Genomic DNA, 18,929 nt, shown 5'->3' with positions numbered 1-18,929 from the left:
CATGGGACTCACCAGCAGGAATCGCTAAATGCTTGATTTTAATGGTGGGCCCAGCTGGACTCGAACCAGCGACCAAGGGATTATGAGTCCCCTGCTCTAACCAACTGAGCTATAGGCCCTATAAGATGGGAGTCGTATGATAGCGAAAGCTGCCCTTGGAGGCTAGGGTGCGTTTTTGGATATTCCCAGGGAGGGACGAGTATGCGTATCGCATTCAGACATCTTTATCGTGCGGGGGCGGCGATAGCGCTCTCCGCTGTTCTAACGGCACCTGCACAGGCGGTATGGCGACTGGCGCCGGAGCAATCGCAGGTCAAGGCGACGGTGATTGAAATCACGCCCAGCGGGCCGGTGCCGCATGAGCACTATCTGCGTCAGATGCAGGGCCGAGTAAGCGCAGATGGCACATTGCGCTTGCCGATTACGCTACGCCAGACGGATATCATCGATCAACTGGGCAATTTGCCCTCATGGATGTCGGGATTGGCTGATATGCCGCTGGTAACGGTAGTGACTCAAATTCCTCCCGAGCATCTCAATGACTTGGCTGTAGGCGGGACGAGAATAGAGTCATTGATGTTAAGTGCTCAAACCGAAGGCATGAATGAGCAGGAGATGCTGAAGGTCAGTCTTACACGCGAATCGCCGGACAGCATTCGAGTGCGCAATGTTGAACGTATTGCTCTGGATGGCCAGGTGTTGATGCAGAATCAGACTGTACGCTCTATTTTGCTGATGCTGGGCTACGAGCAGATCGGCGATGAGGTGCCAGTAGAATTGGATGCCGTACTGGTCGATCGATAACCGTTAAGCCTGCTACGCCATGTGTCGGCTATTGGCCTGACCCTATCGGTTAGCTTGTGATTGGTAAGGCAATGGATATACGCTTTATCACAGATAAGCATTCTGTTTGTGGGCCCTGTCTGGCAGTGCCTAGCGCTTTGTCTCTGCCAATAGGTATGATCAGGGTATTACATACTCGGCCTTTAGGCCATTAACTATCATCTTCTACTCGCACCTAACACGAGCGCGGATGTAGTGGTTCAATAAAACCGGACACCTATGTAGGTGGTACGCTTGCCACCCCTAGCGAGGTGTCTGATGACCAGAAAACGACGATCTTTCACACCGGAGTTCAAGCAGGAGGCTGCTTGTCTGGTACTGGATGAGGGATATTCCATCACCGAAGCCAGCCGTTCGCTCGGCGTTGTGGAAAGCGCGCTGCGACGATGGGTAAGGCAGCTCGTGGAGGAGCGTGATGGTGTCACGCCCAAGTCCAAGGCACTGACGCCGGAACAACAGCGGATACAGGAACTGGAAGCCCAGGTCCATCGTCTGGAGCGGGAAAAAGCAATATTAAAAAAGCTACTGCTCTCTTGATGTCGGACGAACTGAATCGTACGCCCTGATAGACCAGTTGAGTGAGCAGGAGTCGGTAGAAATGGTCTGTGAGGCGTTTGGCGTATCTCGTTCCAGCTACTATGAACACCGTCGCAAGCGTTCATGCATCGATGTCGAGCGTTTGACGCTCAGAGCTGCCGTGAACCGGTTATTCATCAAGAGCCGCAGCTCGGCGGGTAGTCGCATGGTTACCGCCATGCTCAATGGCGAAGGTACTGCCATTGGGCGCTTCAAGGTTCGCCGCCTCATGCAAGAGCTAGGGTTGGTCTGTAAGCAACCAGGCCCCCACGCTTACAAGCAGGCCACCGTCGAGCGTCCAGATATTCCGAACCATCTAGATCGTAAATTCATGGTCAGTCGGCCCAATCAGGTCTGGTGCGGCGATATTACCTATGTCTGGGCCGGGCAATGCTGGAGTTATCTAGCGGTAGTCCTTGATCTATACACTCGTAGGGTCGTCGGTTGGGCATTATCGGCACGACCCAATGCCGAGTTGGTAGCCAATGCACTGGACCATGCCTATGAGCTACGAGGTAGGCCGCCTGGAGTGCTATTTCACACGGATCAAGGTAGCCAATACGCCAGTCGCCTGTTTCGCCAACGGTTATGGCGCTACCGCATGAGGCAGAGCATGAGCCGGCAGGGAAACTGTTGGGATAATGCGCCTATGGAGAGGCTGTTCCGGAGCTTGAAGAGTGAATGGATACCGGTCTTGGGCTACCCGAGCATCTGCGCTGCCAGGGAAGGACATCGGGGAGTACCTGATGGGTTATTAAAATCGCCAGCGGCCCCATACGTTTAATGTAGGGATCCCGCCTGCGTTAGCTGAAGAAAAACTTAAATCACTGTCCGGGATTAGTTGACCACTACAGGTCTCTCCATTTCGATGCCCTGATAAAACACTCCTTCGCCACTCTTGTGAGGTACCGATGTTCTTCACTCTCCTGCTTGCGACCCTTTGCATCGCAGCCGTTGTCTCAACGATCGTGGTCATGCTCTTCAACAGACCGGTTGGCAATATCCTCAAGCGCATCGTGCAGGATGAGATCAGTGGTGCCTGGCACCGCTATATCACCTTTGCCGGCTTCGTTGTGGGCGTCTCCGGCGGGGTGCGAATCTACGATCTCGAGCGATACATCAGCGCCCCGCATAAGGATGCGGAAGTGCTGGTGCTGACACCGGAGCGCTGGACTCTGGAGGTGTACCGTACCGTTATCGAGACCCTGCAGAGCATTGCCTGGATGTACCTGGTGGTATTCATCGTCGCCTTGGTGGCGTATGTGATTGTCAAGGGGTTCGAGCTACATTCAGAGCGGCGCAAGGATTGACCAGTGTCTGTAATGATGTCGGCATCGCGATAATGATATGACAGCCAACACCGATCGGGAGGCCGTCGAGCAGAATGGCCAGCAGCTCTCGTCTGCATCAACTCGACCCTTGGCGTTCTACTGACCACCTGACTCTGATGGGGAGCTCATGTTGGCTCATTCTTCATCAATGAGCAGACGATATCCTACCCCTGCTTCAGTCTGTATCAGTTCTGGCAACGCAGGATCGTCACCCAACTTGTAGCGCAGCTTGCTGATGACGATCCTCAGGTAATGTGTGTCCTGCTGATGTACTGGTCCCCAGACTTCCTTGAGCAATTGAGTCTGGGTGATCACTCGTCCGGGATGTTGAGCTAGCATGGAAAGCACCGCGTACTCCTTGGGAGTCAGCTTTACAGGCACCCCGGCCAGCGTGATGCGGCGTCCATCCAGATCGATCACCAACTCACCCGCTTGAATACGCTTGGTAGCTGACGGCTCTCCGGGCGGGACGCGTTGCCTCAGGGTAGCTCTGACACGGGCAAGCAGCTCCTGAATACCGAAAGGCTTGGTCACATAATCATTGGCCCCGGCGTCGAGACAGGCTACCTTTTCCCCTTCGGATGCTCTGACAGAGACGACCATGATCGGGATATCACTCTGCCCACGGATTGCCTGGAGAACTTCCTGGCCATCGATATCGGGAAGTCCCAGATCCAGCAGCACCAGGTCCGGATGTTCACCGATGGCCTTGATCAACCCGTCTCCCCCGCTCTCCGCTTCGATCACCTCGTAACCCTGGGATCCCAGACTGATACGCAGAAAGCGCCGAATCTGCATCTCATCATCGATGACCAGGATACGCTGTCGATCAGTGCTCATTCTGGGCCTCGTAGTCGGTAACCGGCGAATCGAACAATGGCAGACGAATGACGATACGCGTGCCACGTCCCGCGGGGTTCTGCTCGGCGTTGATCGAGCCCCCATGCGCGCCGATCATGCCCCGACAGATGGCCAGTCCCAGGCCACTGCCATGCTTGCCTCGGTCGCCTTCACCGCCGGTAAAGAACATGTCGAAAACTTGCTCGCGCAGCGCTTCCGGAATGCCGGGGCCTTCATCGTCGATACAAATGACGAAATCACCGCCCTGGCGCTCTCCCTGGATCGTGATGCGTCCCCCGGGCGGCGAGAAGCGGATCGCATTCTCGATGATGTTGACCAGGGCCTGTTCGATCAGTGCCGGATGAACATAAAGGAGCGGAAGGTCCGATGGCCACTCGCGCTCGATTCTGATGCCGTTCAGCGCCGTCTCCAGTCTTTTGAGTGCGGCATTGATCAGGTCGGCCAAGGTCACCCAGTCACGCTCGATCTTCAACGTGCCATGGCCAAGCCGCGTCATATCCAGCAGGTTCTGAATGTAGCGGTTGAGGCGCTCGCTTTCGCCCAACACGCTATCGAGCAATTCGCGTTTGTCTGCACCGGAGAGCTGGGCATCCAAATCGCGTAACGAACTGGCGGCGCCGATGATCGATGCCAGCGGGGTGCGCAGGTCATGCGAGACCGAGGATAACAGGGCTGAACGCAACCGCTCGTTCTCTTCGGCCAACCGTGCAGCCCCCAGATCGTTGACCAGACGCGTACGGGCCAGGGCCATGCTTAGCTGATTGATCAGGGTGTCGATCAGCATTTCCTGGTCATGTTCCAGCGAGGCTTCTCGATCACCCAACGCCAATCCGACCACCCCTAAAATGGCCTCCTTCTCGATCAACGGGATGAATCGCCAGCGCTGGGTCGCCAGCGTCTGTGAGCCATGGCCGCTGGGACGCTGATGATGATAGGACCAGGCAGCCGCCTGCTTGGCGGTGTTGTCCAGTTCGACCGTCCCCGGGTGAGATTCAGTGATCTGCAGGACGTCATCCCCTGTCATACGCTCCAGATAGACTGCCGGAACCTGCAGCCAATCTGCCAGCGTGGTGACGCCGGTGGCGCGAACACTGGCGTGGTCGGCTGCCACTGCCAGGGAGCGGGAAAATTGCAACAGCCGTTGAGTCTGGTCCCGGCTGGCGCGCAAAGCGATCAGTTGCCGGCGAGCCCGCCCCGCCAGTTGCCCGCCGATCATCGCCACGACGAAGAAGAAGAACACCGTTAGCAACTGGTCCCGATGGACCATTGCCAGGGTGTAGCGCGGCTCGGTGAAGAAGAAGTTATAGACCAGGAAGCTCAGCACGGCGCTGAACATGGCGGCACGCGTTCCGCTGTAGGCTGCCGTGATCAGTACGCCCGTCAGGAAAACCAGGGACAGGTTGGCCAGATCCAGCGCTCGATCAATCAGCAGCGAAACCCCCAGGGTCCCAGGCAGGAGGACGAGAGGAAGCCACCATTCCCGCTGCGCAACGGGGCGCCAAGGCTTGTTCAGCAACCGGTAACGCTTGCTGCGTTCGGTCTCGGCGACGATCACCAGATCGAACTCCCGCGCCTGCCTGAGCAGTTGCTTGCCCAAGGAACGGTGCCAGAAGCGCCAGGGGATATTCACGGCTCGGCCAATCATGAGCGTCGTGATGTTGTTGTGCCGGGCATAGTCGAGCAGCTCCATAACGCGGCTTTGCCCGGGCAGAACAACCACATCACCCCCGAGCCGCTCAACGAGTTGGCCACTCCTTTCGATTTCAAGACGCGCCGTCCGGGACAAGTTGCCCGTGTCGATATGCACGGCTCGCCAAGTGGCGTTGCGCCGCTCGGCCATGCGATGGGCGGCGCGGATCAGGCTGGCATCCTCGGGGCGACCGCTCAAGGCAACGAGGACCTTGGGCCGCACCGGCCATGGACCCACGACTCCCCGCTCTCCCATGGAGTCTCGCACGTCGCTGTCCACGCGCTCGGCCATGGTCTGCATGGCCAGCTCACGCAGCGCCGTCAGGTTGGCCACGCTGAAGAAGCCGTCCAGTGCCGCCCGGGCCTGCTCCGGAATATAGACCTTGCCCTGCTTCAGACGCTGGATCAGCTCGCCCGGGGGCAGGTCGATCAGGGTGATGTCCCCCGCCCGCGAGATTAGCGAATCGGGAACGGTTTCGCGCATGCGAATGCCGGTGATGCGTGCCACGACATCGTTCAGGCTCTCGATATGCTGAACGTTAAGCGTGGTCCAGACGTCGATCCCGGCGTCGAGCAGTTCCTCGATATCCTGGTAGCGGCGCGGGTGACGACCGCCGGGAATGTTGCGATGCGCCAGCTCATCGACCAGCACGATGGGCGGCTTGCGTACCAAGGTGGCATCGAGATCGAATTCCCGGAAGGTTCGCCCACGGTGCTCACGCTCGACCAGCGGGATGCGCTCGATGCCGTCGCACAGACGCTCGGTCTCCTCCCGGCCGTGGGACTCGATCACGCCGATCACGATCTCCTCGCCCTCGACGATGCGATCCCGGGCGGTAAGCAGCATGGCATAGGTCTTGCCGACGCCGGGCGCGGCACCGAGGAAAATACGCAAACGACCGCGCGCCTCTCGGCGCGCGGTCTTCAGCAGGGCGTCCGGATCGGGACGCGAATTCTCGTGGCTCCCCACTCCGTTCATGGCATTCTTGTCACTGGTTGGTCGGGCTCCGTTCATCCAAGGCCGATTCATCCAGGGCCCACTCATTCAGGACCAGGTTGAGCCGCAGGACGTTGACGGCAGGGTCGCCCAGCAAGCCCTTATACTCGGTCGCCGCCTGGATGGCACGCTCGACCTCCGCCGTCGTCAGGCCGCGTTCGCGGCTGACCCGTGGCGCCTGGGCCTGGGCCGCCGCCGGCGAGATGTGCGGATCGATGCCCGAGCCCGAGGCGGCCAGCAGATCGACGGGGATCGTGCCTGGCGATAGCCCGTCGCGCTCCTGCAGCATATGAGCCTCGTCCAGGGCACGCTCGCGTAACTCGGGATTGCTCGGCGCCAGATTGGAGCCGGCCACACCGCTGGGGGAATAGTCGGCCGCCGAGGGCCGGCCATGGAAATACTGCAGCCCCAGAAAGGGCTGGCCCACCAGCGCAGACCCCACCACGTTACCCTGGTGATCGTACAGTAAACTGCCGGTCGCCTGATGGGGAAAGAATACTCCACTCAGCGTGGTAACGACGAAGGGATAGAGCAGACCCAACAGCGCAGCCAGTACGATCATCAGGCGCAGCGAGGCCAAAAGTGAAGTACGTGTCATCATTGAAGCGGTCATGGCTTGGCTCCTAGAATAGACTGGCAATTATCATGTCGAGCAGCTTGATGGCAGGGAAAGGCAGCAGCAGCCCGCCGAGGCCGTAGATCAGCAGGTTGCGCCGCAGCAATTCGGTTGCCGAGGCCGCCTTGAAGCGCACGCCGCGCAGTGCGAACGGAATCAGCGCGGGAATGACCAGGGCATTGAAGACCACCGCCGCCAGCACGGCGGACTCGGGTGAGTGCAGCTCGAGGACATCCAGGGCCTTCAGGGCGGGAATGCTTGCCGCGAAGATCGCCGGCAGGATGACGAAATACTTGGCGACGTCGTTGGCCAGCGAGAAGGTGGTCAGCGCACCGCGGGTGATGAGCAGCTGCTTGCCGATCTCCACGGCGGCCAGCAGCTTGCCCGGATCGGAGTCGAGATCCACCATGTTGCCGGCCTCGCGCGCCGCCTGGGTGCCCGAGTTCATCGCCAGCCCCAGATCGGCCTGGGCCAGTGCCGGGGCATCGTTGGTGCCATCGCCCATCATCGCCACCAGGCGCCCGGATGCCTGCTCCTCGCGAATGATCTCCAGCTTGCGCTCAGGAGTGGCCTCGGCCACGTAGTCGTCGACGCCGGCTTCCGCCGCGATCGCCGCCGCCGTGATCGGGTTGTCACCGGTGATCATCAGCGTCTTGACACCCATCTCGCGCAGTTGGGCGAAACGCTCGGCGATGCCCGGCTTGATGACGTCCGACAGGGCGATCACCCCGAGTAGCCGGCCGCCATCGGCAACCGCCAGCGGCGTGGCGCCCTCGCGGGCGATCTGCTCGATCAACCGCTGATAGGCTACCGGCACACTGCCGCCATGCGCCTGAACGAATGTCGCGATGGCATTGGGGGCGCCCTTGCGCAGTTGCGCACCGTCGGAAAGGTTGATGCCGGACAGCCGGGTCGAGGCCGAGAAGGCAATGAACTCGGCACGATCGTTCAGGGGTGACCCCGCTCCCTGGTCCCTGGCGAGTGACACGATGGAGCGCCCCTCCGGGGTCGGGTCGTCCAGCGAACACTGGTAGGCCACGTCGCGCAACCGACCGATGGCGACCTTGTCGCAAGGCGCGAACACAGTGGCGCGACGATCGCCAAGGGTGATGGTCCCCGTCTTGTCGAGCAGCAAGGTATCGATGCTGCCGGCGATCTCGACCGCCTTGCCGGACTTGGCGATCAGATTGGCGCGCATCGCCCGCTCCATGCCGGCGATACCGATGGCTGGCAACAGGCCACCGATGGTGGTCGGGATCAGGCACACCAGCAGTGCCACCAGCATGACCGGCGACGGCGTGATGCCGACGAATTCCGCCATGGGCACCAGGGTCACCACGACGATCAGAAACATCAGGGTCAGGGTGGCCAGCAGTACCGACAGCGCCAGTTCGCTGGGCGTCTTCTGGCGACTGGCGCCTTCGACCAGGGCGATCATTCGATCCAGCAGCGACTCGCCCGGGTCAACGCTGACTTCGATGACCAGTTCGTCGGACAGTAGCTTGGTGCCGGCACTGACGCCACTGTTGTCGGTCCCCGCTTCACGCAGCACGGGGGCGGACTCGCCGGTCACCGCGGATTCGTTGATCGAGCCGGCCCCTTCGACGATCTCGCCGTCGGCGGGGATCAGTTCGCCAGCCACAACCTTGACTCGATCGCCGCGGCGCAGCGTATCGGCGGCGACCATCGCTTCGCTACCGTCCTTTGACAGTTTGCGTGCCCTGAGCTGGCCACGCGTAGCGCGCAGGCTGCCGGCATGGGCCTTGCCCCGCGATTCCGCCAGCGCCTCCGCACCGTTGGCGAACAGCACCGTTGCCAGTAGGACCAGGGTGACCGCCAGCACAAAGGCGACGTTTTCTCCCTTGGCTGCCGTCAGTACCGTATACAGAGCGCAGACCAGAGTGCCCACAGCGACCACGGCCATCACCGGATTGCGCGCGATCGAGCGCGGCCCCAGGCGAAGGAAAGCGTCCCTGATCAGGCGGTTCCAGGCCGGCCGCCGTGCCGCCTCTTTTTGTGGCGAGCGGTGCGTTTGGGTTGAGGTGGACATGATTGCCGTTTCTCCTCAGAAACCGAGTGTCAGCTGTTCGGCGACCGGGCCGAGCACCAGCACCGGCAGGAAGCCCAACAGATTGATGATGATGATGACGCCTGCGGTGAGACCGACGAAGGCGCCACTGTCCATGGCCAGGCTGCCACGCCCGGTGGGCGCTGTGCGCTTGCCGGCCAGCCAGGCGGCGACCGCCAGCGGGGCGAGCATGGGCAGGAAGCGCCCGACCAGCAGCGCCACGACGCAGGTCAGGTTCCACCATGGCGTGTCGTCGCCCAGCCCCTCGAAGCCGGAGCCGTTGTTGGCAAAGGCCGAGGTGTATTCGTAGAGCACCTGGGACAAGCCATGAAATGCCGGGTTGGAGGTGCTGGCCAGGCTCGGGAAGGCCACGGTCAGTGCCGTCAGCCCCAGGATGATCAATGGCTGGGCGAGGATCGCCAGCGAGATCCAGCGTATCTCTCGAGTCTCCAACGGCTTGCCCAATAATTCCGGCGCTCGACCGATCATCAGCGAACCGATAAAGGCGGCCAGCATCAGGTAGAGCAGATAGCCGATCAGGCCGACGCCGATGCCGCCGAAGGTGACGTTGACGAACATGTCCATCAGCGTCACCAGTCCACCCAGCGGGTTGAAGCTATCGTGCATGGCATTGACCGAGCCATTGGAGGTCTGGGTCGTCCAACTGGCCCACAGCGCCGACATCTCGGGACCGAAGCGCACTTCCTTGCCTTCCATGTTGGGGCTGTCGGCTACGGCCAGGCCCTCGAAGGCCGCGTTCGGCATCTTCTCCAAGACGATCATTGCCGTTGTTGAGGCCAGCGAGAACGTCAGCATGACGGCCCCGATGCCCATCATCAGGCGGCGTCGTCCCGTCATGACGCCGATGGCGATGAGTAGCGCGACAGGGAACAGCAGCAGGGACACGGTCTCGATGACGTTGGACAGCGGCGTGGGATTCTCCAGCGGTACGCTCGAGTTGGGGCCGTACCAGCCGCCGCCGTTGGTGCCGAGCTGCTTGATGGCGACCATCGAGGCAACCGGACCAAGCGGGACTTCCTGGATGGCGGTGACCGTGTCGTCCAGCGGCTGCACGGTCCGGGCGCCCTGATAGGTGCTCGGCACCCCCTGCCAGGCCAGCAGCAGGGCCACGATGGTGGCGACCGGCAACATGACACGCAGCAGGGTACGTACCAGGTCACGATAGTAGTTGCCTACTCCGACGGCCTGCGCTGCTGAATCGCCGGACCGTGCAGATACAGACTTCTTGAGCAGTACGCGAGCGATGGCCAGCAGTACCGCCAACCCCGTCGCTGGCGTGATGAACTGCAGGGTCACGATGGCCAAGGTCTGGCTCAGATAGGAGAGCTGGGCCTGGCCGGAGTAATGCTGTTGGTTGGTGTTGGTGGCAAAGGAGACAGCCGTATGCAGCGCCGTATCCCAGGGCATTCCGGCGATGCCATCCGGGTTGAGCGGCAGCTGGCCCTGAGCCATGAACACGCTCCAGGCCAGCAGGATCAGCAGCACATGCAGCTTGGCGACGGCCCAGGCATAGGCCTGCCACGCCATCGTGCGATGGGCATCGATACCCGATAGGCGATAGAGCACCGATTCGATGGGACGAAAGAGCCCATCCAGCGGCGCCTTTCTTCCGTCATCCAGGGAATGGGCCATATACAGGCCCAGGGGAAGCGCCAGCCCGATGATCAGCGCATAGCAGAGTATGACCTCGTTCATGGCACGTCTCCTAGAACCGCTCAGGCCACAACAAGGCCGCAAGCAGATAGGCCGCGACAACGGAAGAAATTACGAGTAAGAAAACTTGCATAGCCTTGACTCCTTGATGGGTAAACCAAGGCTAGAGCCAGGAGGCGTAAAAAATCGATGTCGCTTTATGCGTGCGCACGTAAAAGTAACGTAAAATTTTTACGCGAGTCATGAGGGTGTTAAAGGCGTTTTCTGCTGTTTTAAGCGCTGCCTAAAAATCGCCGAACGATGCTTGGCCGGGGCGCGCAGCTAAGGCAAGCACCTGTAGGAAACGGACTGAGTCCGCACCGATGTTACGAGCGCTTTGATCGGACTTGCGCGCGAGCTGATTTTTTAACGCCACATGAGGGAGTCCAGACCTTTTAAGGTAGAATCTGGCCAGAAAGCAGAAAGCAGACACACAAAAACACCAAGGCCCGCATAAGCGGGCCTTGGTACTCAAACCTTACGGTTCGAGAAGCACGTGACTAATTCAGAAAATTAGGCGGGCTTGATGTTTGCAGCCTGAAGGCCTTTCTTGCCCTGAGTGACGTCAAAGGAAACCTGTTGACCGTCCTGCAGAGATTTGAAGCCGTCAGCTTGAATTTCGGAGAAGTGGGCGAACAGGTCGTCACCGCCGTCAGACGGAGAAATGAAGCCAAAACCTTTAGTGTCGTTGAACCACTTAACTGTGCCAGTTGCCATTTTCGATATCCTTACGCACGAAGCGTTTTAAACATTGCCGGGGTATTTCCCGAGATGAAGTGGGTAAAACAAGGGGAATATAACCAGGCTACCGAATGATTCGATTACAACTGACAATATGCGACTTGCTAACCAACAGTGTGCATTCTGCGCCATTTACCGGCTGCCGTCAACCCTATTTTAACGTAGCCACTTTATCTGCCATGACGCCGGAGCGTCATTCGGCGGTAAGCTCGTGAAGGCTCGTCGCCACCTTGAAGGTGACGCCCAGGGCGTCGAAGTGCACCTTGGCACAGTCCGCCTTGCGATTCTCCGATTCGCGGCGCTTGTCGCGCTCGTGGATATCTGCGACGAGATAGAGCGGACCGCCCTCTCCTGCGCTGCTTTCCACGACTACCGCCCAGCCGGGGCTGTAGTCACCCAGCGGGGTAGGAACCTTGAACCAGGGTGGCAGTGTGCAGAAAAACGTTACGCGCTCGTCCGCATCCAACGCCGCAGCGATGGTTCGCTCTGTCTCGGAGCCACAGGCGACGTAATCGTAAGGGCTGCGGTCCTGCTGGTGCTGTACCTGATATAAGCGGTCGGAATATTCCTCCCTATCGTTCTCTTCGAACATGCGCATGTCGTAACGCTCTCCGGCCAGCGGCGCATATTGGATACCCTCGACAATGGCTTCGTGCAGGGCACGATTGATACGCTTGGCGACTTCGGCCATGAACCCTTGGGGATTGGTCATGAACTCCCCTAGCCGCCCGGACGCCTTGAGAATCTGTACCAGAGTGGCACGCGTCAGCGCGGTTTCGCGCTGCAGGAAGGCTAGAATGTCGGGCAGCGGCTGTTGATTGTCGACCCGGTAGGCATGATGGTGGGTCACCTTCCCCCCCGCCGCCCCCGATTCGGTAAGGCTCATCGTCCGCCGCCTGACATCGATCCTGATCGGCTGAATCGCTGCCATTGCCGCGATTTCCTGGTGCGCGCGACAGATGAGCTCTGCGGTACTGAATTCGACCGTATAACGCGTTTTTTGGCCGATACGCTGCCATAGCGCCTTAAAATGCGGGTTGAATTCGACACGCTTGTGATAGCGAAGCCTTTTGCGCTGGCGGGCATCCTTGACGAATTGCCGCGGCTGAAAATAGCGGATGCGCTCGACGATGACGTCATCCAACCCTGCAAACTCTTCGGGCAAGGCCAGCGTAGAGCCGAGCGTATCGGGGGAAAAGTCCTGAAGCCGGCCGGACGGATCAAGCACACTCCGTACATGCAGATGCGTCCAGAGCCTGCGCGACTGCGCCTGGGTAAGGTAGTCGGTGCCGGCAGCGTTGAGTAACACGGTGAAGGCGAGCGGCGGAACGTGACCAAACGTGAAATTCCCGCTGGGGTCGATCGCCTGTTCGATGTCGGCCTGCAAACCGCTCGCGAATTCTCGAAAGGTCTCGTTGGCGATGATCGTCAGGCGGTTGATCTGAGCGTCGCGAATACGCTCCCCGGCCTGATTGACGGGCAGACGCAACCCGCGGCCGATCGTCTGGCGACGCTCACGCTCGGTGCCCGCCTCTCTCAAGGTGCAGATCTGGAAGACATTGGGATTGTCCCACCCCTCGCGTAGCGCGGAATGACTGAAGATGAAACGCAGCGGTTCATCAAGCGACAGCAGCCGCTCCTTGTCCTGCATGATCAGCCGATAAGTGTCGTCATCCTTCGCCGAGCGGCCATTGGTGTCCAGCAGCGCTACCGGCCTGCCCTTACGCCGATCGATGGAGAAATAGCCGCCATGGACTTCCCGCGCCGAATGCGGAATGACATCCCGATAGGCAGGTTTGGCGCCGATTTCCGCGTAGAGCTCTTCGAACCACTCAGCCAACTTGCCCTGTTGCGGGTTGCCGTCCTCGTCATAGCTCCGATAGTGGCTGACCTGGTCGATAAAGAACAGCGACAACACCTTGATGCCCCGGGACCTGAGCGCTTTCTCCTTGGCGAAATGGCACTCGAGGGTTTCACGCAACTGGCTCTTCATCTGCGCCTCGAACATGCCGCCGGTTTCCCGGTGCAGTGCGACGACCTCACCATTGAGGAACTCGACATGCTCATTGCCGGGCTCGGCACTGATATTGACGGCCTGGAACCCCTGATAGTCTGCCCGGTTCGTTTGGCGTGCCAGATCGGTGCCTTGGGTGAGCCTCACCTGCTTGGCCCGCGAGCCACCGGGAGTCGCTTCAAAAAGCGTGACATTGGCCTGGGGCTTCTTGTCACGTCCCGCATAGCCCACCCAGTCCAGCCGCACCATGGCACGATTGAAATCGTAGGCAGCGCTGGCGTCCACCACCTCGATTTGTTTGACCAACCCCAGATCATAAGCCCTGCACGGGCCCAGCCGGTAAAGCCGGTGGTAGGGGTGAGCATGGGTGGCTGAATAGCGCAGGCAAAACAGCGGTTTCAGGCCGGCAATCGCCCGTTGCGACTTGGCCGTGGTATCGACACTTTGCGGCTCGTCGATAATCACCACCGGGCAGGTGCCCTGCACCCACTCGATCGGCTTGTGACCGGACATGTGATCCTGCTCGCGATGGATCACGTTGCCCGCCTTGTCCGTGTCCTTCTGAAAGGACTGGAGATTGATCACCATGATCTGCAGGGTGTTGCTGATGACGAATCGCCGGACCCGGCTCAGATCGTTCGACTGATAGGTGAAATCGTCAAACGCGACGTTTTCATATAGGGCTTTGAAATGCGTGCGCATGAGTCGCAGGGAGTGCAAGACGCCTTCGCGGATCGCCACCGAAGGCACCACGATGATGAACTTGCTTAAGCCATAGCGCCGGTTGAGTTCGAAAAGGGTGCGCAAATAGACATATGTCTTGCCCGTCCCCGTCTCCATTTCCACCGAGAAGTTGGGAAAGTCATAGCTGGCATCTGCCTCTTGAAGCACGTGGGACCTGGCCAGGCCGTGACGCGCCTGTACGTGCTGCAGATTGGTCAGCAGCGCATCCGGGGCCAGCAACGGCGGATTGGCGATACCGAACTCGGTATAGGCGACATTCGGCGTCTGGTGCATGCCTTCGAAGAGATCGATGACCGCGTTGATCGCCTCATGCTGATAGTCCAGCCCGGCATCGAATTTCAACTGCACGCGGCGACTCCCTAGACCGTGCGGAAAATGGTTCGGTTCGCCCCGTCACGCGCGGCAAATGTCTGGGTGGCGTCCGCCTTGAGCGCATCGTGGCCCTCGAACGCGGCATCCAGACAGATGAACTGTTTTGGCGCCGCCTGCGATACCGCCGCGATCAGCGCCGGGGTGATGCGCCGGGCCAGACAAATCAACCACGCCCCCTGAGCGACGGAGTAGACGGGCAAGCCGGCCATTTCGCATACTTCAACCGCTTCGGTGGGGACAATGCCGGCCTTGAGCAGAATCTCGCAAAGCAGAGCTTCGGCGGTGGCCTCGGGATCGACATGATCGACATGCCGCTCGAGCTGTGCGATCAAGGTTTGCGACGACACCCCGGCATCCAGCGATTGCCAGCGCCGAAAGTGGGACGCCGCAAGAGTATAGGTGCGAAATCCCGATACTGAACCGCCTTGATGCGGATTCCGGGCAATGACCCGACGCAGGCGCTCCTTGGCGATCTCAGCAATGTTCTCCGTGAGCCCCTGTGCCTGGCAAAAGCGCACGCCCGCCTGCTGTTCCGCCCGTGAGGCATCGAGCCGCTCGGGCAACTGCACGAGAATAAAATCGACGCGCTGGCCTTGCTGCTGCAGCTCGAGGCATGCATGTCCCACGCTCGCGGAACCGGCAAAGAAATCCAGGACCAGGCCTTCGCCAGCAGTGAAATACTCGATGGTGGATTTCACCAGCGCGACCGGCTTGGGATTGTCGAACGGAATGCTGAGCATCTTGAGCAAAGCGTCGTCGCTGCCGCCGAAAGGCAGCATCGACGGCACGTTCTCCTGCATGTTGTCCTTGAGATAATACTTGCGTTCCGGCTGTTTGGTCTCGTCCGCGCCAAAGACGATCAGGTCGGCGGCGAGCAGCTCCGCCATCCGCGCCGGAGAGTTGCGCCAGCCGCGCGCGGGGACGGGACAGGGCCGTTGCGTAGCGGGATGAATCAGCGCCTTGAAGTACTCCGGCGGCGGAGTCCTCTTGTTCGGCCAGGCCATGGACACCGTACGGTAGACCTCGCCTTGGTCGTCGAGATATTGATACGCCGCCTCGCCGCCAGCCACCTCCTGCCTGGCAAGCCACTCCCGATACTCGCGGCGCGCATCGTCGAGCGTATACGTACGCGCGAAATCCGCCGTGTTGCACTCCAATGCGTATTTTTTGACCACCGCCTCCAGGTCCGTCGGGGGAACGATCGAACCGACTTTCCCCACCAACCGGGCCGCTTTGGCGATCATGCGTTCGGCATTCGCCTTGGGCCGCTTGAGCGGGCGGCTCTCCCGCAAGGCCGAGCGGTCCTTGGCGTAGACCAGAAGTTTTTCGTGCTGGCTGGCGATCCGCGTCGAATCGCCCTTGGGATTGCGTTTGTCCCAGATGATTTCGCCAAGATCGTTTTCGGCTCCGAATAGCTCGTTCAGCACCAGGCGCAGGTTGTCCGCCTCGTGCTCGTCGATGTGGATCAGGATCACCCCATCGTCGGTCAGCAAGTTGCGGGCCAGATAAAGCCGCGGATAGATCATGTTGAGCCAGCGGCTGTGATATCTGCCGTCCTGCTCGCTCACGCTGCTGTATTGCCGGCCTTGGGCATCTGCCTGCCCGGTGGCGGCAAGATAAGCCGCCAGCGGCTCGGCGTAACTGTCGGCATAGATGAAGTCGCCATCCGTATTGTACGGCGGGTCGATATGGATCAGCTTCACCTTGGCGTGGTAGGGCTTCTGCAGCAGCTTCAGCACTTCCAGATTGTCGCCCTCGATGAACAGATTGCGGGAGTCATCGAAGGCGACCGACGCCTCGCGCCGGGGTATGAGTGTGGCGTGACTGGGCGCCTGGACGAGCTTGAGTGCGTCCTTCTTGCCCGGCCACTCCAACCCGTAACGCTCGCGGCGGGCCTCGAACGCCTCGGTGAAGGCGCCGAGCTCGGCCTTCAGCTTGTCGAAGTCCAGGCACTCGACCGTTTCGCCCTGCGCATTGTGCGTCTCGGTGAATACGCCGGGGAACAGTGCCTTGAGCTGCGCCCGCTTGTCCGCCACGACATCGAGAGAAGCGCCTGCGTTACTTGAGGGGGGCTGATCGGCCATGATGTCTCTTTGCATTGCGAGAATAGGCGCGAAAAAATTTTCACCCCTGCGGTTCAGAAATTCCTTCCCGGCTCGTCTTCCTTCCCAGCGCCGCTGTAAATAAAAACGATTTACATTCAATAGGGAGCCTTACGAGATGAGCCGACCGATCCATTACCCTGCTGTTGGCATGATCGTTTATGTCAGCCTTTCGCTGAATCCCGCCTGGGCCCAGGACAGCAACCGTTCTGTACAAGACCGTTCTGTACAAGCAAGCACCACGACCCTGACGCCTCTGACCGTGACCGGCCAAGCCGCCACCAAGACCGAGACACCGTTTATCGAGATCCCGCAGGCCATTTCCGTCATCAGCCGCGAAGATATCGAAGAGAAAGGCGCGCAGAGCGTACAACGTGCCGCCAATTATACCCCAGGGGTGTTCACCCACCAGATCGGGGCCTCCAACCGCTACGATTATCTGGTACTGCGTGGTTTTTCCGACGGCAGCATCAATAATACCTTCCTCGACGGCCTCAAGCTGATGGGTGACAGTGGCTCCTTCAGCTCGATGATCATCGACCCCTACTTCCTGGAAAGCATCGAGGTAGTCAAGGGACCCACCTCTGTCCTCTACGGTCGTGCCTCGCCGGGCGGACTCGTGGCCCTGAATAGCAAGCGCCCCGAATTCGAGGATGGCGGCGAGATCCGCTTTACGCTGGGCAACAACGCCCAGCGTAGTGCGGCCTTCGATCTCACCGGCCCGCTCGATGACGAGCGCCGCGTCGCCTACCGCCTGGTGGGCCTGGCCAGCGCCGCCGATACCCAGTTCGGCCCGGTCGAAGAGGAGCGCTATACCCTCGCTCCATCGATCACATGGGATTTAACCGATGCTACCAGCGTGACCTTCCTGGCCTATCTGCAAAAGGAGCCGGAAGGCGGCTATCACTCCGGGCTGCCCTACGAGGGCACCGTCGACGATCACGCCGGCCGCAAGGTCTCCAATACCTTCTTCGAGGGCGAGGAGGACTACGAAAAGTTCGAACGCACCCAGCGCATGGTCGGCTATGACGTCGAGCATCGTTTCAACGACAGCTGGAGCGGGCGTCAGAAGCTGCGCTACCTGAACGCCGATGTCGAGATGAATCAGGTCTATGCCTATGGCTGGGCTTCCGACACCGAACTCTACCGCTACTACTCCGGGGGCAACGAGTCGCTTGAGGCCTGGACGCTGGACAACCAGCTCGAAGCCAACCTGACGAGCGGCTTCATCGAACATACCGTGCTGCTGGGGGCCGATTATCAGCAGCGTGAGAATGACGTCGACTGGCCATCGGGCGCCTTTCCGCTGATCGACGCCTTCGATCCCCAGTATGGTGCCGAGCCCACGCAAATGTACCCCGCCACACGCCGCAAGCGCGAACTCCGTCAGACCGGTGTGTATCTTCAGGACCAGATGGCCATTGGCGACTGGCGACTGACCCTGGGCGGACGCCACGACTGGGTCGACATCAAGAACACCGACCGCGACAGCGGCATCGCCAGCGAACTCGACGATACCCAGTTCAGTGGCCGCGCCGGGCTGCTCTACCTGTTCGACAACGGCGTCGCGCCTTATGTCAGCTACTCGACCTCGTTCACCCCCAACGCCACCACCGATGAGAACGGTGACCTGCTCGAGCCCACCAAGGGCAAGCAGATCGAGACCGGTCTGAAGTACCAGCCTCCCGGTAGCCGCGACCAGTACACGATCTCGCTGTTTCATATCACTCAGGAAAACGTCTCGAGCAAGAACCCTAACGAGAGCTTCTACCGTGCCGTGGGCGAGATCGAATCCCAGGGCCTCGAACTCGAAGCCCATACTCAGCTCACCGACAACTTCCGTCTACAGGCCGGGTACAGCTACACCGACGTAACCTACCAAGAGACCGAAGCGGGTAACGAAGGCAATACCGCCAATCAGATCCCGCGCCACCAGCTGTCGCTATGGGGTGATTATGCGGTTAGCCGTGGTGCACTCACCGGTCTGCAGGCCGGTCTCGGAGTACGCTATTACGCCGATATCTATGCCGATGAGGAAAACACCGAGAAGGTGCCGGACTACACTCTGGTCGACGCCATGCTCCGTTACGATCTGAGCCAGCTCGGCTATCGCGGCGTCAGTGCACGCCTCAACGTCTCCAACCTGCTCGACAAGGAGTATGTCGCTTCTTGCTACGACCTCAATTACTGCTACTTCGGTGAAGAGCGCAACGTTACCGCCACGCTGAGCTACGCCTTCTGATCACCCTCGCCGGCAGGCAG

11 protein-coding genes, 1 tRNA gene and 1 pseudogene are annotated in these 18,929 nt (G+C 60.1%); 4 read left to right on the top strand and 9 right to left on the bottom strand.

What is annotated here, in order from left to right:
• Window positions 1-42: 42 nt before the first annotated feature.
• A tRNA-Ile gene (locus ACW4DH_RS15790) sits at window positions 43-119 on the bottom strand.
• 82 nt (window positions 120-201) lie between these two features.
• On the opposite strand from ACW4DH_RS15790, the gene ACW4DH_RS15785 reads away from it, so the two are divergent.
• The 3 genes and pseudogenes from ACW4DH_RS15785 (at window position 202) to ACW4DH_RS15775 (ending at window position 2,729) form a co-directional block, all read left to right on the top strand.
• Entirely contained in the window at window positions 202-804 is a 603-nt protein-coding gene (locus tag ACW4DH_RS15785) for a hypothetical protein (protein ID WP_459637364.1), read from the top strand.
• 297 nt (window positions 805-1,101) lie between these two features.
• Window positions 1,102-2,264: pseudogene (locus ACW4DH_RS15780) on the top strand (IS3 family transposase).
• A gap of 129 nt (window positions 2,265-2,393) precedes the next feature.
• The gene (locus ACW4DH_RS15775; protein WP_459637363.1) at window positions 2,394-2,729 is read left to right on the top strand and encodes a hypothetical protein; all 336 of its coding nucleotides are present in this window, start codon (window positions 2,394-2,396) and stop codon (window positions 2,727-2,729) included.
• A 156-nt stretch (window positions 2,730-2,885) separates the two neighbouring features.
• Here the strand turns inward: ACW4DH_RS15775 and ACW4DH_RS15770 are convergent, their stop codons facing one another.
• The 8 genes from ACW4DH_RS15770 to ACW4DH_RS15735 all read right to left on the bottom strand — a co-directional run bounded on the left by ACW4DH_RS15770 (window position 2,886) and on the right by ACW4DH_RS15735 (window position 16,649).
• Complete coding sequence (locus tag ACW4DH_RS15770; protein WP_459637362.1) at window positions 2,886-3,590, bottom strand: response regulator; 705 nt, start codon at window positions 3,588-3,590, stop codon at window positions 2,886-2,888.
• Complete coding sequence (locus ACW4DH_RS15765) at window positions 3,580-6,279, bottom strand: ATP-binding protein (RefSeq protein ID WP_459637361.1); 2,700 nt, start codon at window positions 6,277-6,279, stop codon at window positions 3,580-3,582. The genes ACW4DH_RS15770 and ACW4DH_RS15765 overlap by 11 nt, the downstream gene beginning before the upstream one ends.
• A gap of 10 nt (window positions 6,280-6,289) precedes the next feature.
• Window positions 6,290-6,910, bottom strand: a complete 621-nt coding sequence (gene kdpC / locus ACW4DH_RS15760) for a potassium-transporting ATPase subunit KdpC (protein ID WP_459637360.1) — start codon at window positions 6,908-6,910, stop codon at window positions 6,290-6,292.
• Between the two features lie 10 nt (window positions 6,911-6,920).
• A complete protein-coding gene (gene kdpB / locus ACW4DH_RS15755) occupies window positions 6,921-8,963 on the bottom strand; it encodes a potassium-transporting ATPase subunit KdpB (protein ID WP_459637359.1) in 2,043 nt (680 codons plus the stop codon).
• A 15-nt stretch (window positions 8,964-8,978) separates the two neighbouring features.
• A complete protein-coding gene (kdpA, locus tag ACW4DH_RS15750; RefSeq protein WP_459637358.1) occupies window positions 8,979-10,697 on the bottom strand; it encodes a potassium-transporting ATPase subunit KdpA in 1,719 nt (572 codons plus the stop codon).
• A 510-nt stretch (window positions 10,698-11,207) separates the two neighbouring features.
• Window positions 11,208-11,411: a cold-shock protein gene (locus ACW4DH_RS15745; protein WP_459637357.1), complete on the bottom strand. Its 204-nt coding sequence runs from the start codon at window positions 11,409-11,411 to the stop codon at window positions 11,208-11,210.
• 217 nt (window positions 11,412-11,628) lie between these two features.
• Window positions 11,629-14,541 (bottom strand): restriction endonuclease, encoded by a 2,913-nt coding sequence (locus ACW4DH_RS15740; protein WP_459637356.1) that lies wholly within the window; start codon window positions 14,539-14,541, stop codon window positions 11,629-11,631.
• An 11-nt stretch (window positions 14,542-14,552) separates the two neighbouring features.
• Window positions 14,553-16,649 carry a site-specific DNA-methyltransferase gene (locus ACW4DH_RS15735; protein ID WP_459637355.1) on the bottom strand — a complete coding sequence of 699 codons (2,097 nt, stop codon included), beginning with the start codon at window positions 16,647-16,649 and terminating at the stop codon, window positions 14,553-14,555.
• Window positions 16,650-16,785: 136 nt separating this feature from the next.
• On the opposite strand from ACW4DH_RS15735, the gene ACW4DH_RS15730 reads away from it, so the two are divergent.
• Complete coding sequence (locus tag ACW4DH_RS15730) at window positions 16,786-18,909, top strand: TonB-dependent siderophore receptor (protein WP_459637354.1); 2,124 nt, start codon at window positions 16,786-16,788, stop codon at window positions 18,907-18,909.
• Window positions 18,910-18,929: the final 20 nt, after the last annotated feature.

It is taken from the genome of Halomonas sp. WWR20, from assembly GCF_054602495.1.
The sequence above is the reverse complement of the archived record's forward strand: the minus strand, read 5'-3'. Positions and strand labels throughout refer to the sequence as shown.